Source organism: Haemophilus pittmaniae, from assembly GCF_900186995.1.
Classification (GTDB): domain Bacteria; phylum Pseudomonadota; class Gammaproteobacteria; order Enterobacterales; family Pasteurellaceae; genus Haemophilus_D; species Haemophilus_D pittmaniae.
Genome location: NZ_LT906463.1, coordinates 947,196 through 969,206 on the forward strand (window position 1 = coordinate 947,196; position 22,011 = coordinate 969,206).

Consider the following 22,011-nt stretch of genomic DNA (forward strand, 5'->3'; position numbering starts at 1 on the left):
CCTTAGTTGCAATTTATTAGATATCCCTATCAATCAAGGAAGAGTCGGTATCCAGCCAACCCGTGCTTGTACTACAGATTATTGTTTAACCAGTGTTCTGCAGCTTCCAATGCTGAACCTACATTTTCTGGTTGGGAGCCTCCTGCCATTGCCATATCCGGACGACCACCACCTTTTCCTCCGACTTGCGTTGCCATTAAATTGACAAGTTCACCGGCTTTAACCTTAGTGGTGAGATCGTTTGTTACGCCAACTACCAGGTTAACTTTTTCATCTTGAGTTGAGGCAAATAGGATAATGCCTGAGCCCAATTGGTTTTTTAAATCATCTACGATAATACGTAATGATTTGGTATCCAGGTTATCCAGTTGTTGAGCAATCACTGGAATACCTTTGATATTTTTTGCATTTTTTACAAGATCAGAACCTGCTTGCATAGCAGATTTTTCTTTTAGACTTTGTAGTTCTTTTTCTGCTTTTTTGGCTTTGTCTTGTAACTGTTGGATTTTTTCAACTAAAGAGTTGATATCCGATTTTAATAATTCCGCACTTTGCGACAGAATGGCTTGTTGTTTATGCAACCAATTCATCGCATTTTCGCCAGTAACGGCTTCAATACGACGAATTCCTGCAGCAACAGCGCTTTCTGAGATAATTTTAAAGAAACCGATATCACCTGTCCGTTTGGCATGAATACCGCCGCAGAGCTCAATGGAAAAATCGCCCATCGTTAATACTCGCACGGTATCTGCATATTTCTCGCCAAATAGAGCCATTGCACCTTTGGATTTTGCAGAATCAATATCCATTAACTCAGTATCAACTTCAAAGTTAGCACGAATTTTGCTATTCACTAAATCTTCGATAAGCGCCAGTTGTTCATTGCTAATTGCTTCAGAGTGAGCAAAGTCAAAACGCAACGCGACATCATTCACTAAAGAGCCCTTTTGTACTACATGTTGACCCAATACTTGGCGTAATGCTGCGTGCAATAAGTGTGTAGCTGAGTGATTTAATGAAATTTTTTGACGTCGCGCATCATCGACAACGGCATTAATTGTTTGTCCAACGCTGAGAGTGCCTTGTTCTAAGGTACCGATATGACCAAATACCTGACCATATTTTTGAGTATCAAGAACATTAAATTTAATACCTTGAGCAGTCAAGTGACCTTTATCACCGACTTGTCCGCCTGATTCAGCGTAAAATGGTGTATTTTCTAAAACGATTACCGCTTGTTCACCGGACGAAATACTATCAACGGATTTACCATCGGTAAAAATTGCAGTGATTTTAGCTAGGTTTTCAGTTTTTCCATAGCCTTCAAATTCAGTTTCACCATCGATACGGATAACGGTGTTATAGTCCATGCCAAATTGACTTGCAGATTGAGCACGTTTCCGTTGAGCTTCCATTTCTCGCTCGAAGCCAGATTCATCCACCTGAATATTGCGTTCACGACAAACGTCGGCTGTGAGGTCCAATGGGAAGCCATAAGTATCATATAACTTAAATGCAACTTCTCCAGATAGAATACCATCTTTAACTTCAGATAATGCGCCATCAAGTAACGTCAAACCGCGCTCTAAAGTGCGGGCAAATTGTTCCTCTTCCTGTTTGAGAAGCTTTTCAACGGTTGCTTGTTTATTCTTAACATCAATCCCGGCAGAATCCATAACCTCAATGAGAGTTGGTACTAATTTATAGAAGAAGGTTTCTTTTGCACCAAGTAAATGGCCATGGCGTACCGCTCGACGAATAATTCGACGTAGCACATAGCCGCGTCCTTCATTTGAAGGAATAACCCCATCAGCAATTAAGTAAGCACAGGAACGGATATGGTCAGCTATCACACGTAACGATTTATTACCTAAATCGGTTGTTCCTACAATTTCTGCGGTTTTTGTAATTAATTTTTGGAAAATATCAATTTCATAGTTTGAATTTACATGCTGCAATACTGCTGAAATACGCTCTAATCCCATACCGGTGTCAACTGATGGACGAGGGAGTTTCTCCATTGTGCCATCACTCAGACGGTTGTATTGCATAAATACAACGTTCCAAATTTCGATATAACGGTCGCCATCCTCTTCAGGAGATCCTGGAGGACCACCCCAAATGTGATCACCGTGATCGTAGAAAATTTCGGTGCAAGGCCCACAAGGTCCGGTATCTCCCATTGCCCAGAAGTTATCTGAAGCATAAGGTGCGCCTTTATTATCTCCAATACGAATAATACGCTCAGCAGGAACGCCAACCTCTTTATTCCAAATATCATAGGCTTCGTTGTCTGTTGCATAGACTGTTACCCATAATTTTTCTTTTGGTAGAGCCAACCATTGAGGTGAAGTAAGATACTCCCACGCAAAATTAATGGCATCATGCTTGAAATAATCGCCAAAGCTAAAATTTCCCAACATTTCAAAGAACGTATGGTGACGGGCAGTATAGCCTACATTTTCTAAATCATTATGTTTACCGCCTGCACGTACGCAACGTTGCGCCGTTGTGGCACGGGAGTAAGGGCGTTTATCCATGCCAAGGAAGACATCCTTAAACTGGTTCATACCGGCATTAGTGAAAAGCAATGTTGGGTCATTCTCAGGTACAAGCGAACTGCTCGCAACAACCTGATGTCCCTTGCTGTGGAAAAAATCAAGGAATGATTGTCTAATTTCTGCTGTTGTTTTCATTGATAAAACCTTGTTATCCCTTTGTAAATCACAAAAATGTCGCTATTCTTGCATATTTCCGCATTTTGTAAAAATGATTTTTAATTTATTAGAGAAAAATAAAACCGCACTTGCTCACGCCTTTGAGAAGTGCGGTTAAAATTTAAGTTATTCTAAAACCAATAAAAATAATTTATGACAAATTACTCGTCTCGAAGTGGCACAACTAGCATATCAATTTTAATCGTATTCATCACTTGACGTGTTGAAGACATCAATTTACTCCAAAAATCCTGATGGTGTCCGGTAACCAGTAAATCTACATCATATTTATCAATGGCATCAGTCAACACCTGACCTAAATCACCGCTACCGCTCAATTTTTCTTTAATTGGATAGCCGGCATGCTCTGCCAGATCCAATAAGGCTTTTTGTGTTTCACTTGAAATTCGATCCTGCATAGAGGACATATTCACATCAATCAATCCGGTATAAAGATCCGAAAAGTTCACATCGACGTGTATGATAGACAGTTCGGCTTCATTGCGTCTTGCTACACCTACAGCCTTCTTCAGTAGGACTTCGCTCTCATCCGAAAGATCCACCGCAAGTAAAATGTGTTTATACATAATCGACTCCTTATCTGATTGGTTAAGCACCATGCTTTTTTGGTTGACTGCATACTAGCATTCGAGCATGAGTAAAACTGTGAAGCCACTCACATTTTAAGATCTTTTATGAGAATTCATTAAATTTTCAATCTCGATAATTTCTTTTGGCGCCGCAGCAGTAAGGATTTTATTACCATATTCAGTGATTAAAATATTATCTTCGATACGCACGCCAATGCCTTTATATTGCACTGGTACAGCGGCTTCCGGAGAGATATAAATACCCGGTTCGACGGTTAGCACCATACCTTCCTGTAGGGGGCGATTTTTATTTTCGCCATAGTTACCGACATCGTGTACATCGAGGCCCAACCAGTGACCAAGACCATGCATATAGAATGCTCGATAGGCTTTTTGTTCGATAAGTTGATTTAATTCCCCCTGTAAAATGCCTAGTGTCAGTAATCCGGCAGTAATGATTCGAATCACTTCCTGCTCGACTTCACCAAGCGTTGTGCCTACAGTTAAGAGGGCGATAGCCTGCTTTTGTGCCTGCAACACTAGCTCATAAATTTCCCGTTGAGGGGCGCTGAAACAACCGTTGATCGGAAAGGTTCGGGTAATATCCCCGGCATACATGGCAAACTCGCAGCCGGCATCAATCAGCAACAAATCGCCATCGCGGAGCACTTGATCGTTTTCCGTATAGTGCAGAATACAGGCATTTTCACCACTGGCAACAATAGAATTGTAGGCGGCAAAACGAGCGCCAAAACGGGCGAACTCATGCAATAATTCTGCCTCAATTTCATATTCCATACGGTTTGGATAGGTTTGCTGCATCGCTCGGATATGCCCAAAGGCGCTGATTTGCGCAGCTTGTTGCATGAGACGAATTTCGTTGTTTGATTTAATTAAGCGCATCTCGTCTAGCCAAGGCTGCCAATCTTGCGCCAGCTCGATGTTAATTTGTTCTGACAATAGCGCATTGCCCCAGATTTGATGCTGTGGACAATAAAAAAACGCTCCTAGGTTTTCTAGAGTTTTGCCTAAAACTGCATCTAAGTCATTGATTTTAAAGGCATTGTCTAAAAAAAGTCGTTTGGGGGCCGCAGCAACGCCTAATCGTTTCCCGGTCCAGGTTTCTTGCTCGGGATCGCGTGGGCGGAGAAATAATGAAGTGTGTCCTTCTCCCGCTTGTTTAACTAGTAATAATGCCGCATTAGGTTCATTAAAACCGGTTAAATACCAAAAATAGCTATCTTGACGAAACGGATATTCGCAATCACGGTTACGGATTTTTTCTTCTGCTGAAAATAACAATAATGCCGAATTATCCGGCATAAAGGCTAATAAACGTTGGCGACGTTCGACAAATTCCATTGGCGGAAGTGCCGCCATATAAGCCAAATCCATAGCGTCTCCTTAATGAAGTAACGGTTTTTCAGCTGTTTTCGGCGGATTGAAGTGGTTGTAGAAGAGCATTGCGATAGTACGTAGATATTCGATAATTTCTTCTAGTGCCTCTTCAATTTCATCTTCGTTATCATCGGCGTCATAGCCTAGCTGGCAAATATCTTGTAAATCATCGATGGCCTCACCAATTTCACCGGTTTCTTGCGCTAAATCTGAACGTGCCAAACCAAGCCCTAGGAAAAAATGATTGGCCCATTCGGATAAACTGTCCGCGCGGGCAAAGCCCCCAGCTTCTTCTCCCACCAATTGCGGAGTAAATTCAAAACCATCCACATCAGCCAATTCATCGGCAATCTGTTGATAAAATTCGCTTACCGCGGCGGTTAATGCCATCGGATAGGCGTGATTATCGTTGCTAAATTGATAAAGCAATGGCAGCCAGCTTTGGTCGCGTAGGCCACCACACAATAAACCACTTAAAAAGCCATGAAGCTCAGTAGCATTGATACCGATGCCGGCGCTTTTTAGCTGTTGGTTAAGTTGGGAATAAGCGATAGTCATAAAAATTCCTTCATAAACATTAACGCAGGCCGACCCGACGACGGGTTTTGCGCATTAATAAAAAGACCCAAGGCCAGAGAATGCCCGATGCTAAGGCACCGAAAATTTCCGCCCAATTGAAATTGGCGCTGTGTAATGAGAGCTCCGCGAGAAAAATGAGTAGTCGAATGGCGAATACAAACACCACGACCAACAGGCTTTGGAACCAAAGTGAAAGGTTGCGTAACACCAAATAATTTTTCGCAATAAAATAAAAGGCAACCGACAAAACCAGCGCATGCAGACCGAGTATGGAGCCAAGTACCAAATCCCACACCAAGCCCAATAGAAATGCCCAGCCAATACTGACCCGATTAGGAATTGCCAACACCCAGTAAAGCAGTACCAATACCAACCAGGAGGGTTTAAAGGCTTGGAAACCGGCCGGCCAAGGGGCTAGTTCCAGCACTAGCGCGGCAATACAGAAAAATAGAATGGTTGCCCATTGAAAAATAAAACGCGGTTGCATTAGTCTTCATCCCGATGTTCTTGTTGTTCCGGGGAAACCGGCTCTTCCGATTGCGGCATGACCGGCGGAATTTCCGGTTCGATGGTTTCCTTGTGATTTGGCTCGGCTTGTTGTTCGTCCAAGACCTTTGGCTTATTAATAGCTTGGCGTTTGGATTGTTCGTTGTTGGCCTGACTATTTAAGCGTTGTTCGACTAACTGACGAACCTCTTCTGGGGTCATGGATTTGACCTTCGCCATATCCATATTGGACGGCCATAATAGCAATAGATAGCGCAAGCGATCTAAGGAAGCCAAAGGTTTGGCCTTGATGGTCGCGAAATAATTGCCACCATCCCTTGAGATGCTTTGTACTACGGCTACCGGATAGCCTTCCACAAAACGTCCGCCTAAACCGGAGGTGACTAATAAATCGCCTTTTTCAATATCCGCCGAACGCGGTACATTTTCTAGCGTTAATTCATCGGCATGTCCGGTACCGCTTGCGATCACTCGCACATCATTACGTAACACTTGTACCGGAATGGAATGGGTAACATCGGTGAGTAATAGCACCCGACTGGTATTTTCGCCCACGGAAATAATCTGTCCGATCACGCCTTTTTCATCAATCACCGGTTGGCCGACATAAGCACCGTCCCTCTCTCCCTGATTAATGACCACCTGTTGACGGTAGACATCAGTTTCAGCGGTGAGGACTTCAGCGATTTTTTTATATTCATCGGTACGCAGTGGCGAATTGAGCAATAAGCGCAACCGTTGATTTTCTACTTTCAGCTGATCTAAGAGCAACAAATCGGCGTTCTTTTCCCGCAATTGTTCGCGTAACACTTTGTTTTCGATTTGTAATTTATTGGTATCCACCAAGTTGTCGGAAACGCCGTCAAGTACGGTGCGTGGGCTGTTAGCCAAATAATAAAGGCCGCCCACGGCAGTTTCCATCACACTACGGGCACGGGACATGGAATCGGTCTTGCCATCCAATAAAATGAGCGTGATTGATGCAATCACGGCAAGAATCAAGCGAATGCCGAGTGGCGGCGCTTTGCCGAAAATGGGTTTCATTTAGCCTGCCTAAAAGAAAAAAATGCGGCGGGCTTACCCAACACCGCATTTTATTTTGAATGCTAATAAAATCAATAACTTAGAGTTGTTTTTGGGGAAAACTCCGGAAACCGCTGGGGCGTTTTTAGATTTCGTCGCTGAAAATATCGCCACCGTGCATATCGATCATTTCCAAGGCTTCACCACCACCGCGCGCTACACAGGTCAGAGGATCTTCGGCAATGATCGCAGGAACACCGGATTCACGGGCTAATAGCATATCGATATTGCGTAACAATGCACCACCACCGGTTAATACCATACCGCGTTCGAAAATGTCCGCGGCGTGTTCCGGTTGACATTCTTCTAAGGCGGTACGTACTGCCGCAACAATACCGTTCAACGGTTGTTGAATCGCTTCTAAAACATCGCGGGAAGTTAGTTTAAAGGAGCGTGGGGCACCTTCGGCTAAATTGTGACCATGCACTTCCATTTCGCGGATTTCATCCCCTTCTTGGATAAAGGCAGTACCGATTTCCTGTTTAATTCGTTCAGCGGTAGGTTCACCAATTACTGAGCCAAAAGTACGGCGTACATAGGAAATAATCGCTTCATCAAAACGGTCACCACCAATGCGTACGGAAGAAGAGTAAACAATACCATTTAAGGAGATCACTGCGACTTCAGTCGTACCACCACCGATATCAATCACCATGGAACCGACAGCCGTAGAAACCGGTAATTTTGCGCCAATAGCCGCAGCCATTGGTTCTTCGATTAAATACACTTCACGGGCGCCGGCACCGATAGCGGATTCTTTAATGGCGCGACGTTCTACTTGGGTCGCACCCGCCGGTACGCATACCAATACGCGTGGGCTTGGGCGCATGAAGTTGCCACTATGTACCTGTTTGATGAAGTATTGCAACATTTTTTCGGTTACAAAGAAGTCGGCGATCACACCGTCCTTCATTGGACGGATAGCAACGATGCTTTTTGGTGTACGGCCAAGCATTTGTTTTGCTTCACGACCAACTGCAGCGATGCTTTTGAGTGATCCCATACGATCCTGACGAATGGCCACTACAGAAGGTTCGTCTAATACGATGCCTTGGCCTTTTACATAAATTAAGGTGTTGGCTGTACCAAGGTCGATGGAAAGATCATTGGAAAAGAGTCCGCGAATTTTTTTAAATAACATAATAATTCCGTCAAAAGAGTGAAAAAGGACCGCCCGAGGCAATTCGGGCGGGGGCAAAAAATTGCGCTAAATGTATCAAAAAATCGTCGTCGATAATAGCGATTTATCTGAAAAATCCGCTGGTCGGTGGGGGAAAATCCCTTTGAGAAAGCCACATCTCTTCGCGGTTTTACCGGACAAACGCCCCCATGATTTTCAGTGTTTTCTTAAAAATTAATGCTAACTCATTGATTTTATTAGAGTTGGTTTCAAGACTAATGTCGAACAGCATTTTCCGTAGCCAGCCATTGCCAATGGCCATCCCCCAAGATGTGCAATTGATGGTGGTGCAACTGTTGTAATGTGGAACGATGGCCGACACTGATAATGGTGGTATTTGGCAACTCGCTTTGCAGTAATTGATACATCGCAAATTCCAATCCTTCATCCATGCTAGCACTGGCTTCATCCAAGAAGGCTACACGTGGTTTTTGTAACAACAAGCGGGCAAAAGCCAAACGTTGTTGTTCGCCAAGGGACAGAATACGCGTCCAATCCTGTTCCTGTTCAAGCCGCTCAATTAAGTGCCCCAATTGCACTTTGGACAATACATCACAGGCTTGGGCGACTTCGATGCTATCCGGTGCATTTGGATAGGCTAGCGCCGTAAGCAAGTTGCCCTGTGGTAAATACGGTTTTTGTGAGAGGAATAATTGGCTGTCTTGCGGACAGTAAATTTCCCCTTCAGAGAAGGACCAAAGCCCGGCAATCGTACGCAATAGGGTAGTTTTTCCTGCACCGGACGGCCCTTGAATCAATACACGATCACCACTATCAATGGTTAAGTGAAGGTCTTTGATTAAGGTTTTGCCGAATGGGTTTTTGATGCAGAGATCCTTAAACACGATTGAGCTTGGGCTATCATGTAGCACCGTGCTGGATTGACGGTTAGCCATGTCGATGGCGTAGCTGAATCCGGTTAATCGGTCAAGGGTGGCTTTATAGCCGGCAAAATTGTCGTAGGTGTTACGGAAAAAGGATAAATTGGCATGTAACTTACCAAACACCTGCAGGGTTTGCATTAAATCGCCCAGTTTGATTTGTTTTTCAAAATAACGTCCGACTTGAATCAAGAGTGGGAAAACCACGGAGATTTGGCTTACCACGAGGTTGAATCCGGAGAATTTTAGGGTTCGAAACACGATATCCCACATATTGCCGATGACGGCGCGAAATTGTTTGTAAAGTTGATTTTTTTCTACTTTTTCACCGGCATAGAAAGCGATGCTTTCAGCATATTCTTTAATGCGGATTAAGGAATAACGGTAGTTCGCGTTGAGTCGTTCGTTTGCAAAGTTGAGCATAATTAATGGACGTCCTAAACGAAACGCAATAACCGTGGTGAGCAATACGTAAGCGAACACTAAGAAGACCATCATACGTGGAATTTCATGCCCCAGTACCAACATCGGACCGGCCAAGCCCCATAATAAAATTGTGTAGGAGATCATTGATGTAACCGCATCGATAACACCGGTTGCAAGGGATAATGTGGTTTTGACGTAGGATTGTACGTCTTGTTGAATACGTTGGTCGGGGTTATCAAAATTGGCTGAAACGTACTGGGTTTTGTAGTAGGCACGATTGTCGATCCATTTGTCGACCATTTGATCATTCAGCCATTCGATCCAATCGATGGAAAAACGCTGTTCCAAATAATAGCTAATGAGGGCGGTGGTCACTGCACAGGTGGCGATTACACAGAATAACCCCATTTGTTGCCAAAACACCGGTTGGTTGAAGTCCTGTAGCGAGGTGTACATGTTTTTATACCATTCGGAATGGACTAAGCTGATGCGTACGCTGACTAGGGTCATGGCAACAATCAGTAAAAAGAAAAGCAAAGGTTTGATCGAACGCTTAGGGGATAGATAGCCACCGGCAAACATCCAGAATTGTTTTCCCCAATGGGTACATTGAACCAATAGAAAAATTCCCAAGCTGAAGAAAATGGCCGTCAAAGCCAGGGTTTGTGCTATCCACCAGAAGGAATCGATAGCAATTTGTGCGTAATCCATCTCCGTAAATTCCAATATAAAAGTACTATTTTTTTGGTGGCGGCCATTTTATGGGGAGTTTTTGATTAAGCAAGAAAAATGTGATCTAAGTAACATTTTGGCCGATTAGCAAAAAAATTTAGCCAACCAGTTGTTATAATCCGCGCAGTTTATTTTTTTAATTTTATGTCTTTATGGAGTCAATATGAGTGATACGGCTATAACCATAGGCCTGTTGGCGTTGGTCGCCATCATAGGTCTATGGATCGGTCATTGGAAGATTAAGGGGGTCGGTCTCGGTATCGGAGGCGTGTTATTTGGCGGGATTATCGTCAGCCATTTTACCAATCAATACGGCATTGTATTGGATCAGCATACCTTACACTTTATTCAGGAGTTTGGGCTGATCTTATTTGTGTATACCATAGGGATTCAGGTAGGTCCGGGGTTCTTTGCCTCGTTGCGTAAATCCGGGCTAAAACTCAATGGCTTCGCGATTTTGATCGTTTTATTAGGTTCGCTTGCTACCGCAGCCGTTTATTTTGTGTCGGGCATCCCGTTAGATGTTGCCTTGGGGATTTATTCCGGTGCGGTGACAAATACGCCATCTTTAGGGGCTGGGCAACAGATTCTGAGTGAATTGGGAGTTACCGGTACGACAGCAAGCATGGGGATGGCCTATGCAATGGCTTACCCATTTGGGATCTGCGGTATTTTGCTCACCATGTGGTTAATTCGACTCTTTTTTAAAGTGAAAATTGATGAGGAAGCAGAGCGTTTTCATCAAGAAAATCACAGTGAAAAGGACACTTTGCATGAGCTTTCAGTGAAAGTAACCAACCAAAACCTAAATGGCTTAACCTTGGTGCAAATTCCTGGCTTTGGTGATGAAGATGTGGTGTGTTCCCGTTTAAAACGTGGCGATGATGTGATTGTGCCAAAGGCAGATAGTGAAATTTTAGCGGGTGATATCCTCCTGTTGGTCGGCGATCAGCAGGCATTGCATAAAATGCAACTGATCATTGGTGAGGAAATGGCTCTACCGGTAGTTAAAGTTGGTGGCGAAATTCGTTCTGAGCGAGTTGTTGTAACTAATGAAAAAGTATTGGGTAAACGTATTCGCAATTTAGGCATCCATCAAAAATACGGCGTGGTTATTTCCCGCTTAAACCGTGCAGGGGTGGAATTGGTTCCGTCCGCTAATACCAGCTTACAATTTGGTGACGTATTGCATATGGTTGGACGTACCGATGTGTTGAATAAAGCAATTTCGGTGATTGGTAATGCACAACAAAAATTATTGCAGGTGCAAATGTTGCCGGTATTTATCGGAATAGGTCTAGGAGTACTGTTTGGTTCGATACCTTTCTATATTCCAGGATTTCCTGTGGCATTACGTCTAGGGTTAGCGGGAGGACCTTTGGTCGTCGCTCTCATTTTGGCTCGTATCGGTAGCATCGGGAAACTCTATTGGTTTATGCCTCCATCTGCTAACTTGGCGTTACGGGAAATCGGGATCGTATTGTTCTTGTCGGTTGTTGGGATAAAATCCGGCGGCGCGTTTGTTGATACCTTAGTTAACGGTGCCGGTTTGGAATGGATGGGCTATGGTATTTTCATTACGCTGATGCCATTATTGGTGGTTGGTATAATTGCTAGATGGCGCGCTAGAATGAATTATTTAACAATATGTGGTCTGCTCGCCGGGGCAATGACGGATCCGCCAGCATTGGCTTTTGCTAATGAGTTAAAAGAAGATAGCGGTGCAGCGGCCTTATCCTATGCAACGGTGTATCCGTTAGTCATGTTTTTGCGGATTATTTCTCCGCAGCTATTGGCGATTCTATTGTGGGTGGTGTAGAGTCGCATTGAACTAAAAAATACGGGGGCAGCCTTTGAGCTTTGCGCCCGTATTTTTTTGCCTAAGAAAAACCCTCGAAGGAGAGGAAAAGCTAGAGCTTTAAGCCATACAATGCTAGAATCCGCCCCCTAAAAAACAGGAGAGAAAATGTCGCTGGTTCAATTTTTAACGGAGACCCTCGATGGTCTGAAAGGCACCGATATTGTGCATTTCAATGTAAAAGGTAAATCCTCGATTACCGACGATATGATTATTTGTACGGGGGCATCCAGTCGCCAGGTCTCAGCAATGGCAGATAATTTAATCGCTGAATGTAAAAAAGCAGGAATCGAAACCTTTGGCGAAGAAGGTAAAAATACCGCTGACTGGATTGTTGTCGATTTAGGGCAAGCTATCGTGCATATTATGCAACGGGATGCTCGCGAACTATATCAGCTTGAAAAACTTTGGGCGTAAATTTCAGTGAAGATCACTTTAATTGCTGTGGGTTGTAAAATGCCGGCCTGGGTGACGGAAGGTTTTGTCGAATATCAACGCCGCTTCCCTAAGGATATGCCCTTTGAACTTATTGAGATTGCAGCCGGTAAACGCGGTAAGAATGCCGATATCAAACGGATTCTGGATACGGAAGGTAAAGCGATGTTAGCCGCCGCCGGCAAAGCTAAAATCGTGACCTTAGATATCCCCGGGAAACCCTGGACAACCCCACAATTGGCGCAGCAACTGGAAGGCTGGAAAAATGACGGCCGTGATATTGCATTACTGATCGGGGGGCCGGAAGGATTATCGCCGGAATGCAAGGCTGCCGCCGAACAAAGTTGGTCTTTATCGCCGCTTACGTTGCCGCATCCACTGGTGCGGGTTGTTGTTGCGGAAAGTTTGTATCGCGCGTGGTCGCTTTCTACCAATCATCCTTATCACCGAGAATAATGTTGCAGTGAATTTTAAAAAGTATTTCAGCGCACCAACCCATGAACCGATTCGTGACAAAAAAGCGGAACGGAATCTGTTCGCACGTCGAACCTTGGTTGCTTTCATCGGCATTTTATTGCTGAGTGGTGTGTTGTTTGCCAATTTATATCAACTGCAGGTTGTCAATTTTGATACCTACCAAACCCGTTCCAACGGCAACCGTATTAAATTATTACCGCTCGCTCCAACCCGTGGTCTAATCTACGATCGTTACGGTGAGTTGCTGGCGGAAAACCTCACCTTCTTCGGCCTGTATATCGTACCGGAAAAAACCGAAAATCTTAGTCAAACCCTCGATGAATTGCGCGATGTGGTGGGATTAACCGATGACGATATTGCGTCCTTTAATAAGGAGCGTCGACGCGGCACCCGTTACACGCCAATCATGTTAAAAGCCAATTTATCCGAAGAGCAAATAGCCCGTTTCTCGGTAAATCAATATAAATACCCAAGTTTGGATGTGCGTCCCTATTTCAAACGTAATTATCTCTATAGGGATGTGATGACCCATATTTTAGGATATGTGGGACGGATTAATGATAAGGATGTGGAACGTCTAAAAAAAGACGATAAGTTCGCTAATTATGCCGGTTCAACGGATATGGGAAAACTGGGGATTGAACGCTATTATGAAGATCAACTGCATGGTTTCACTGGGTTTGAAGAGGTGGAAATTAATAGCCGTGGTAAGGTGATCCGTAAATTACGTGAGCAACCATCAGTTGCTGGAAAAAGCATTCACCTGACAATTGATTTGGCATTACAACGTTATATTACCGATCTCTTGGCAGGCCAAAAAGGCGCGGTAGTGGTTTTGGATCCGCAGGATTCCAGCGTGTTGGCGATGGTATCGACGCCAAGCTATGATAACAATTTATTTGTTGATGGCATCTCCGGTGATGATTATCGCCGTTTGCTTAATGATCCTGACCGTCCGTTGTACAGTCGTGCCACCCAAGGGGTGTATCCACCGGCCTCAACAGTCAAACCCTTTATTGCGGTTGCTGCATTAACCGAAGGGATCGTTACTCCAAGCACCACTATTTACGATCCCGGTTATTGGACTTTACCAGGGTCAACAAAACGTTTCCGCGACTGGAAAAAAACAGGTCACGGCTCTATCGATTTAAACAAAGCAATTACCGAGTCGGCGGATACTTACTTCTATCAAGTTGCCTATAACATGGGAATTGACCGTTTGGACGATTGGATGCACCGCTTTGGATTTGGTGAGCCAACGGGGATTGAAATTCAAGAGGAAGCATCTGCTAACATGCCAAGTAGGGCATGGAAAATGAAGCGTTATAAAAGACCTTGGGTACAGGGAGATACCATTTCAGTAGGCATCGGCCAAGGGTATTGGACGGCAACTCCATTACAGGTCGCAAAAGCGACCGCGGTGTTGGTAAATAACGGTAAGGTAAATACACCGCATTTAATGAAAACGATTGAAGGCGCAACAATTGAACCTTATCAAGATCCATTATTGTACGAGGATATTAAAGAACCAAAACAATCCTATTGGGATGCAGCGAAACGCGGTATGTTTAATGTGGTAAATTCAGCAGCCGGCACCGGTCGTAAGGCTTTTATCGGAGCGAATTATCATGTGGCAGGAAAATCGGGAACGGCACAGGTTTTCAGCTTAAAAGAAAATCAAAAATATAATGCAGCCGGATTGAAAAAAGAGTTGCATGACCATGCTTGGTTTACCGCTTATGCACCTTATGAAGCGCCTAAATTGATAGTCACCGTGATTCTTGAAAATGCCGGTGGCGGTTCTAGTAATGCCGCGCCATTGGTTCGACAAATAATGGATTTTTATTTAAATAAACGCTTACCGGCAATTGAACGAAACGCTGCAAGCGAAAAGGCGGCTGCTAATGAAGTGTCGTCAGTAGGTAGCAAAAGCGGGGAAGGGGAACAATAGTGGAAGAAAAAGTACCGTTTTGTCTGCGGGTATGGCAGCGACTGCACATTGATTTACTGCTGTTTCTGGGTTTGGCGGCAGTTACCGGTTACGGCATGTTTGTGTTGTATAGTGCATCCGGTGCTAGCGAGACTATGTTCCAAAGCCGAATTATTCAGGTCACTCTAGGTATGGCGGTGATGTTGCTGATGGCGCAGTTTCCACCAAAGTTTTATCAACGGCTCGCTCCTTATTTGTACTTAATTGGATTGGTGATGCTGATTTTAGTGGATGCTTTTGGGACCACCAGTAAGGGCGCACAGCGCTGGTTGGATTTGGGGTTTATCCGCTTTCAACCGTCAGAAATCGTCAAATTAGCAGTACCTTTAATGGTTGCTGTGTATTTGGGGAATCGTCCATTACCGCCGAAAATGTCGGAAACCTTTATTGCCATTGCAATGATTTTAGTGCCAACTTTGTTAGTGGCTATTCAGCCCGATTTAGGGACATCTATTTTAGTGGTTGCTTCCGGACTATTTGTGGTGTTTTTAGCTGGAATGAGTTGGTGGTTGATTTTAGGTGCAGTAGTTGGTTTAGCCGCATTTATTCCGATTATGTGGATGTATTTGATGCATGACTACCAGCGTACCCGCGTACTGACACTATTGGACCCGGAAAAAGATCCACTGGGTGCTGGCTATCATATTCTACAATCGAAAATTGCCATTGGTTCCGGTGGAATGTGGGGCAAAGGTTGGATGCAGGGAACACAATCACAATTAGAGTTTTTACCTGAACCACATACGGATTTCATCTTTGCTGTTCTTAGTGAAGAACATGGATTGATTGGTTTTGCTATTTTAATGGCGATTTATTTGTTTATTATTGTGCGTGGTCTGATGATTGCGGTAAACGCCCAAACTTCCTTTGGTCGAATTTTGGCAGGTGCGACCACCTTAATCTTTTTCGTTTATCTTTTTGTAAATATTGGCATGGTAAGCGGTATTTTGCCGGTAGTCGGCGTACCTTTGCCGTTATTTAGTTACGGCGGGACCTCTTATGTGGCGATAATGGCCAGTTTCGGATTAGTTATGTCGATTCATACCCATAAAGCCCGTTTTATGCAAGGGAACTAATTGCACTTTTGGTTTTCTTACATAGGACTTTATCAACTACTAACGACGATGAATATGCTAAAACATTTGAAAAAAAGCGGCGCTTTGTTTGCCCTATTAATTGCTGCAACAGCAGTACAGGCCAATGAAACCCACCAGATGTACGGTATTCGTGGCGATAATTTGACGCTCACTACTTCTATTGCCAATCCGCAAAGTTACAACGTGAACGGAAAGATTTATACGACCCAAGGAGAAGAGTCGAAATCCTATAGTAAAGAAGGTACGGCTAGCTATTATCATTCTAAATTTAATGGTCGCCGCACGGCCAGCGGAGATCGCTACAATTCAAGCGAATTTACCGCGGCTCATAAAACATTACCACTAGGCTCTTATGCCGTGGTAACTAACTTGGATAATAATCGCAAGGTCATCGTGCGGATTAATGATCGTGGCCCCTTCAGCCATAAACGCTTGATTGATTTATCCGGTGCGGCTGCTCGAGAGATTGGATTAATTTCTAGTGGAACTGGACAGGTTCGAATTGAAGCCTTACATGTGGATCGCCGCGGTAAGATTTCCGGAGCCGGCACCAAAACCTTAGCCAAACATGCTAAAACGCAAGAAGCGGCAGAACGTTTAGTGACTAACGAAAAAAAAAATCCGCAGCTAAACAGCGACAGCACAAAAAATCAAAAAAATCTTTACGCACTAAAAGTCATCAATCTCAGCTCAAAAAGTCAGGCCGAACAACTCATCACCCAGCTGGATCTCGACGGCATAAAAAGCAACGTTAGTGCTAATGGTGGTCGTTATGATATCCATTTAGGCCCGCTTAATGATCAAGCTGATGTACAACAATTAAAACGTCAATTACAAAAAATCGGCAACGACAAGCCATTAATCGTTTATACTTACAACACTAATTCACAATAGGAAATCTTATGTTAAAGCAAACTGCAAAATTATCTAAAGTTGCCTTGTTAGCCGGCGTATTGGCTTATGGTGCAAGCGTCCAGGCGGAGGATATGCAATATGGCATTACAGTACCGGATGTTAATGCACAAACCTATATTCTAATGGACTACAACTCTGGTGCAGTGTTGGCAGCACTTAACCCGGACCAACGTCAATATCCCGCTTCCCTGACCAAAATGATGACCAGCTACGTGGTTGGTGCAGCCTTAAAACAAGGCAAAATTCATAATACCGATATGGTGACTATTGGGGAAAGTGCTTGGGGACGTAACTTTCCGGATTCCTCTAAAATGTTCCTCAACCTCAATCAACAGGTTTCAGTGGGGGATTTAAATAAAGGTGTGATCATCGTTTCCGGCAATGATGCTTGTGTGGCATTGGCAGAGCATATTTCCGGCACGGTAACAAATTTCGTTGATACCATGAATAAATATGTGGATCAATTTGGTTTGAAAAATACCCATTTCACTACGCCGCATGGCCTAGATGATCCAAACCAATTCTCTTCTGCTCGCGATATGGCAATTATCGGTTCCCATATTATTCGTGATCTTCCAAACGAATATGCGATTTATGCGGAAAAAGAGTTTACCTTTAACAAAATCAAACAACCAAACCGCAATGGTTTATTGTGGGATAAAACATTAAATGTGGATGGTATGAAAACCGGCCACACCAGCCAAGCCGGCTATAACTTGGTAGCCTCTGCGGTCAGTCCAAATAATATGCGTTTGATTTCTGTGGTGATGGGAGTGCCTACCTATAAAGGCCGCGAAGTGGAAAGCAAAAAATTGCTACAATGGGGTTTCGCTAATTTCGACACCTTAAAAACCCTAGAAGCTGGCAAAGAAATCTCCGAACAACCGGTTTATTACGGTGATAAAGGCAATGTAAAACTTGGTGTTTTACAGGATAGCTTCATTACCGTGCCAAAAGGTCGTCAAGGTGATTTGAAAGCGCGTTATGATTTGGATAACAAATACTTGCAAGCGCCATTAGCCAAAGGCCAAGTAGTCGGTAAAGTGGTTTATCAATTAGATGGTAAAGACGTTGCTGTGGTAAATTTACAGGCAATGGACGAAGTCGCTGAAGGTGGTATTTTTGGTAAAGCTTGGGACTGGTTAGTATTAACCGTGAAAGGTCTCTTTTCCTAATCACCTTGAAAAATCGGGATTCCTTCCCATATAAGGACATAATGGGGCAGATTTCCAAATCTGCCCTTTTGTTGTGATAAATACAATGGAGAAATAACTTATGGCAACTCAACAAGATTATGAAAAACTAAAAGAATTAATGGAATTTCCAACCCAGCTCACTTTTAAAGTCGCCGGGGTCAACCGTGAAAATTTGGCACAAGATTTAATTAGCGTGGTGCAACGTTATGTGCCGGGAGATTATATTCCGAAGGAAAAACGCTCCAGTAAAGGTAGTTACAATTCCGTATCAATTGATGTGTTGGTGAATAATTTTGAGCAAGTTGAGACACTTTACAAAGAGTTGGCAAAAGTTGACGGCGTAAAAATGGTGATCTAAATGACGGAACTTATCGTGCGCCAGCTTGGTTTGCAGGATTACCAAAGCGTGTGGCAAAAAATGCAACAATTTACAGATAATCGGGATGCGCAAACCGCCGATGAAATTTGGTTGGTGGAGCACCCGCCGGTGTTTACCCAAGGACAGGCCGGTAAACCGGAGCATTTATTGCAGCGTAGCGATATTCCCGTGGTGCAATCGGATCGTGGTGGACAAATTACCTATCATGGGCCGGGCCAGCAAATTATGTATGTACTGATCGATGTAAAACGCCATGCCGAGCTTAATGTGCGTCAACTGGTAACCGCCTTGGAACAAAGTGTGGTACGCACCTTGGCTAATTATGGCATTGCAGCTTACGCTAAACCGGATGCTCCGGGCGTGTATATTGAGGGAAAAAAAATCTGCTCTCTGGGACTGCGGATTCGTAAAGGTTGTTCCTTTCATGGATTGGCTTTTAACATCCAAATGGATTTAGCACCTTTTCATTATATTAATCCATGTGGCTATGCAGGCTTAGAAATGTGTCAATTAGCGGATTTCATTCCGGCGGAAGAAGCGGTTTGTAGTAAGGTTTCACCCAAATTAATTAAACACTTTGCCGAACTTTTAGACTATAATGTCACAAATTTTTAACATTATATTTTAAATGCCCCTTGGGCATTTTCTTTTAGGAAAGGCTATGTCAACTCCCTTCAAAATGGAACGCGGCGTCAAATATCGCGATGCTGCGAAAACCTCAGTGATTCCGGTCAAAAATATCGATCCCAATCAAACCCTATTGAAAAAACCGGAATGGATGAAAATCAAATTACCGGCCAGCTCGATGAAAATCGACAGTATTAAAAACGGTATGCGCCGTCATGGTTTGCATTCAGTTTGTGAAGAAGCCAGCTGTCCGAATTTGCACGAATGTTTCAACCATGGCACGGCCACTTTTATGATTCTGGGCGCCATTTGTACCCGTCGTTGTCCATTTTGTGATGTAGCACATGGCAAACCGCTGCCACCGGATCCCCAAGAGCCAATTAAATTGGCCGAAACCATTGCTGATATGAAGCTAAAATACGTGGTAATTACCTCCGTAGACCGTGATGATTTAGCGGATCGCGGCGCCGGTCATTTTGCCGATTGTGTACGGGAAATTCGCGCACTTAACCCGGGGATTAAAATTGAAATCCTAGTGCCGGATTTCCGCGGGCGTATCACTCAAGCCTTGGAAAAACTAAAAGATAACCCGCCGGATGTGTTTAACCACAACTTAGAGAACGTACCTCGTTTGTATAAGGAGATTCGTCCGGGTGCCGACTATCAATGGTCGCTTAAACTGTTGCACGACTTTAAACAAATGTTCCCAGACATTCCGACTAAATCAGGCTTAATGGTGGGCTTAGGTGAAACTAACGAAGAAATTTTACAAGTGATGGCCGACTTGCGTGCCAATGGCGTCACTATGCTGACCTTAGGACAATATTTGCAGCCAAGTCGTCACCATTTGCCGGTCGCACGGTATGTGCATCCGACAGAATTCGATGAATTCCGTGAAAAAGCCAATGCAATGGGATTTGAACACGCCGCTTGTGGGCCTTTCGTGCGCTCTTCCTATCATGCCGACTTACAAGCCAGTGGTGGATTGGTGAAATAATCACGAACAAAATTCAGCCAATAATATAAAGGGACGGTTTCAACCGTCCCTTTGTGTTTTCGCTGGTTTTAAACGCCCCGAGTAAAATAAAAGTTTTTGCTAAAATCAATGCTAAGTTATTGATTTTATTGATATTTATTTAAAAATATAGCAGAGTAAGGATAGATATAAAATTGGCCGCTTAAAACGGCCAATATCGCTTATTCGAACCAAATCAGGCTGGCCATGCGGCCGGTTTGATTGTCACGACGGTAGGAGAAAAAGCGCGCGGCATCGTGGAAGGTACAATGTTCTCCACCGCTGATCTCATGGATACCGAGTTTATTCAAACGTTGACGGGCAATTTGGTAGAGATCGCCGAGATATTTACCCGGAGCGCTTGGATCTTCACGGAAAGCCAAACGGGCATTCGGATCGACCGCCACAAATTGCGCAATCACATCTTCACCTACTTGGAAGGCATCGGGGCCAATAGCCGGTCCAAGCCAAGCCATAATGTTGCTAGCCGCTCCGCTAAATTGCGCAACGGTTTCTTCCAGCACACCATCACATAATCCGCGCCAGCCTGCATGTGCAGCGGCCACTTGGCATCCGTCCTTATCGCAAAACAATACCGGCAAGCAATCAGCGGTCATCACTAAACAGATCTGGGAGGCCTGTTTGCTGTAGGTTGCATCGGCATCAAGATTATCGCCTTGATAAGGCAATTCAATCACACGGGTGCTGTGGGTTTGATTAAGGAATAGCGGCTGTTGTGGCAGCTTGAAGCGTTCTTCTAATAAGCGACGGTTAGCCGCTACGCTGGCCGGATCGTCACCCACATGGCCGCCTAAGTTAAAACTGTCAAATGGCGCTTGGCTGACACCATTGGTACGAATGGTGGTGAGCGCATGCACATGGGCGGGAGCTGCCCAACGGGGAAAAATTGCCTGCATATTAATAATCCAATTCGTCTTTATGGGCTTGATAATCGGCTTTTAGGGCCTGAATCAGTTCAACAAAATCCGCCGGTAATGGGGCGTACCATTCCATCAACTCGCCACTGATTGGATGATGTAATCGCAACATCACGGCGTGCAATGCTTGGCGTTTAAAGTTGCGCAATACCGTTAAAAATTGCTCATCGGCATCCTTTGGTGGACGCGGTCGGCCACCGTAGGTTTGATCACCCAACAGCGGATGCGCAATATGTGCCATATGTACACGGATTTGGTGGGTACGACCGGTTTCCAAGCGTAAGCGTAAGCGGGTGTAATTGCGGAAATGTTCCATAACCCGATAATGGGTCACCGCCGGTTTGCCTAGTGGATGCACCGCCATCAAGGTGCGTTTGGTTGGATGGCGCGCCATTGGTTGTTCCACGGTACCACCCTTGGTCATAATGCCAGAGGCGACGGCTTCATATTCGCGGGTGATTTTGCGTTTTTGTAAATCGCGCACCAGCTGAGTTTGTGCCGGAATGGTTTTAGCCACCACCATTAATCCGGTGGTGTCCTTATCCAAGCGGTGCACAATTCCGGCTCGCGGCACTTCGGCAATGGCCGGATAATGGTAAAGTAGTGCGTTGAGAACGGTACCGCTTGGATTACCGGCACCCGGGTGAACCACTAAATCCTTCGGTTTGTTGATCACCAAAATATCATCGTCTTCATACACAATATCCAATGGAATATTCTGTGCTTCGAAGCGGTTTTCATCTTCGATTTCTACGTTAATTTCAACGGTTTCGCCACCGAAAACTTTAGCTCGCGGTACGTTTGCCAGTTGGCCGTTTAGGCTGACTTTGCCTTCTTCAATCCAGACTTTTAGGCGGGAACGGGAATAATCGGGGAAAAGTTCGGCAAGGGTTTGATCCAAGCGTTGTCCCATGTGCTCGGGGGCAACGAAGGCCGAAAGGGTAATTTGTGGCATAAAATCGCTCTCAAGAGTTTAAAAAGTTGGCTTATT

Annotated in this window: 20 protein-coding genes; 10 read left to right on the plus strand and 10 right to left on the minus strand. The window is 44.4% G+C overall.

Annotated elements, in window-relative coordinates; all coding sequences use genetic code 11:
* Positions 1-71 precede the first annotated feature (71 nt).
* From alaS to CKV74_RS04775, 8 genes are all read right to left on the minus strand, one after another.
* Positions 72-2,696, minus strand: coding sequence for an alanine--tRNA ligase (gene alaS, locus CKV74_RS04740; protein ID WP_095176804.1), 2,625 nt, complete (start codon positions 2,694-2,696; stop codon positions 72-74).
* A 182-nt stretch (positions 2,697-2,878) separates the two neighbouring features.
* Positions 2,879-3,304, minus strand: a complete 426-nt coding sequence (gene uspA / locus CKV74_RS04745) for a universal stress protein UspA (RefSeq protein WP_007241998.1) — start codon at positions 3,302-3,304, stop codon at positions 2,879-2,881.
* Between the two features lie 96 nt (positions 3,305-3,400).
* Positions 3,401-4,702 (minus strand): Xaa-Pro aminopeptidase, encoded by a 1,302-nt coding sequence (pepP, locus tag CKV74_RS04750; protein ID WP_095176805.1) that lies wholly within the window; start codon positions 4,700-4,702, stop codon positions 3,401-3,403.
* Between the two features lie 9 nt (positions 4,703-4,711).
* Complete coding sequence (locus CKV74_RS04755; protein ID WP_007241976.1) at positions 4,712-5,263, minus strand: YecA/YgfB family protein; 552 nt, start codon at positions 5,261-5,263, stop codon at positions 4,712-4,714.
* A gap of 19 nt (positions 5,264-5,282) precedes the next feature.
* Positions 5,283-5,771, minus strand: a complete 489-nt coding sequence (mreD, locus tag CKV74_RS04760) for a rod shape-determining protein MreD (RefSeq protein ID WP_007241959.1) — start codon at positions 5,769-5,771, stop codon at positions 5,283-5,285.
* Complete coding sequence (gene mreC, locus CKV74_RS04765) at positions 5,771-6,835, minus strand: rod shape-determining protein MreC (RefSeq protein ID WP_007241928.1); 1,065 nt, start codon at positions 6,833-6,835, stop codon at positions 5,771-5,773. The genes mreD and mreC overlap by 1 nt, the downstream gene beginning before the upstream one ends.
* Before the next feature lie 124 nt (positions 6,836-6,959).
* On the minus strand, positions 6,960-8,015 hold the full coding sequence (locus CKV74_RS04770; protein ID WP_095176806.1) for a rod shape-determining protein: 1,056 nt from the start codon (positions 8,013-8,015) through the stop codon (positions 6,960-6,962).
* Positions 8,016-8,269: 254 nt separating this feature from the next.
* Positions 8,270-10,072, minus strand: a complete 1,803-nt coding sequence (locus CKV74_RS04775; protein ID WP_095176807.1) for an ABC transporter ATP-binding protein/permease — start codon at positions 10,070-10,072, stop codon at positions 8,270-8,272.
* 184 nt (positions 10,073-10,256) lie between these two features.
* On the opposite strand from CKV74_RS04775, the gene CKV74_RS04780 reads away from it, so the two are divergent.
* The 10 genes from CKV74_RS04780 to lipA all read left to right on the plus strand — a co-directional run bounded on the left by CKV74_RS04780 (position 10,257) and on the right by lipA (position 20,064).
* Complete coding sequence (locus CKV74_RS04780; protein ID WP_007242019.1) at positions 10,257-11,912, plus strand: putative transporter; 1,656 nt, start codon at positions 10,257-10,259, stop codon at positions 11,910-11,912.
* Between the two features lie 147 nt (positions 11,913-12,059).
* A complete protein-coding gene (rsfS, locus tag CKV74_RS04785; RefSeq protein WP_007241938.1) occupies positions 12,060-12,368 on the plus strand; it encodes a ribosome silencing factor in 309 nt (102 codons plus the stop codon).
* A gap of 6 nt (positions 12,369-12,374) precedes the next feature.
* A complete protein-coding gene (rlmH, locus tag CKV74_RS04790; RefSeq protein WP_007241990.1) occupies positions 12,375-12,842 on the plus strand; it encodes a 23S rRNA (pseudouridine(1915)-N(3))-methyltransferase RlmH in 468 nt (155 codons plus the stop codon).
* 7 nt (positions 12,843-12,849) lie between these two features.
* Positions 12,850-14,814, plus strand: a complete 1,965-nt coding sequence (mrdA, locus tag CKV74_RS04795; RefSeq protein WP_095176808.1) for a penicillin-binding protein 2 — start codon at positions 12,850-12,852, stop codon at positions 14,812-14,814.
* Positions 14,814-15,929 (plus strand): rod shape-determining protein RodA, encoded by a 1,116-nt coding sequence (rodA, locus tag CKV74_RS04800; protein ID WP_095176809.1) that lies wholly within the window; start codon positions 14,814-14,816, stop codon positions 15,927-15,929. The genes mrdA and rodA overlap by 1 nt, the downstream gene beginning before the upstream one ends.
* A gap of 48 nt (positions 15,930-15,977) precedes the next feature.
* Complete coding sequence (locus tag CKV74_RS04805; RefSeq protein ID WP_164703784.1) at positions 15,978-16,844, plus strand: septal ring lytic transglycosylase RlpA family protein; 867 nt, start codon at positions 15,978-15,980, stop codon at positions 16,842-16,844.
* 8 nt (positions 16,845-16,852) lie between these two features.
* Complete coding sequence (locus tag CKV74_RS04810) at positions 16,853-18,040, plus strand: serine hydrolase (RefSeq protein ID WP_007241952.1); 1,188 nt, start codon at positions 16,853-16,855, stop codon at positions 18,038-18,040.
* A gap of 100 nt (positions 18,041-18,140) precedes the next feature.
* A complete protein-coding gene (gene ybeD / locus CKV74_RS04815; RefSeq protein ID WP_007241936.1) occupies positions 18,141-18,419 on the plus strand; it encodes a DUF493 family protein YbeD in 279 nt (92 codons plus the stop codon).
* Entirely contained in the window at positions 18,420-19,055 is a 636-nt protein-coding gene (gene lipB, locus CKV74_RS04820) for a lipoyl(octanoyl) transferase LipB (protein ID WP_095176810.1), read from the plus strand.
* Positions 19,056-19,101: 46 nt separating this feature from the next.
* Positions 19,102-20,064: a lipoyl synthase gene (gene lipA / locus CKV74_RS04825; RefSeq protein WP_095176811.1), complete on the plus strand. Its 963-nt coding sequence runs from the start codon at positions 19,102-19,104 to the stop codon at positions 20,062-20,064.
* A 200-nt stretch (positions 20,065-20,264) separates the two neighbouring features.
* On the opposite strand, the gene pgeF is transcribed toward lipA, so the two are convergent.
* Together pgeF and rluD are read right to left on the minus strand one after the other, a co-directional pair.
* Positions 20,265-20,999 carry a peptidoglycan editing factor PgeF gene (gene pgeF, locus CKV74_RS04830; protein ID WP_007241961.1) on the minus strand — a complete coding sequence of 245 codons (735 nt, stop codon included), beginning with the start codon at positions 20,997-20,999 and terminating at the stop codon, positions 20,265-20,267.
* 1 nt (position 21,000) lies between these two features.
* Complete coding sequence (gene rluD, locus CKV74_RS04835) at positions 21,001-21,975, minus strand: 23S rRNA pseudouridine(1911/1915/1917) synthase RluD (RefSeq protein WP_007242036.1); 975 nt, start codon at positions 21,973-21,975, stop codon at positions 21,001-21,003.
* Positions 21,976-22,011 lie beyond the last annotated feature (36 nt).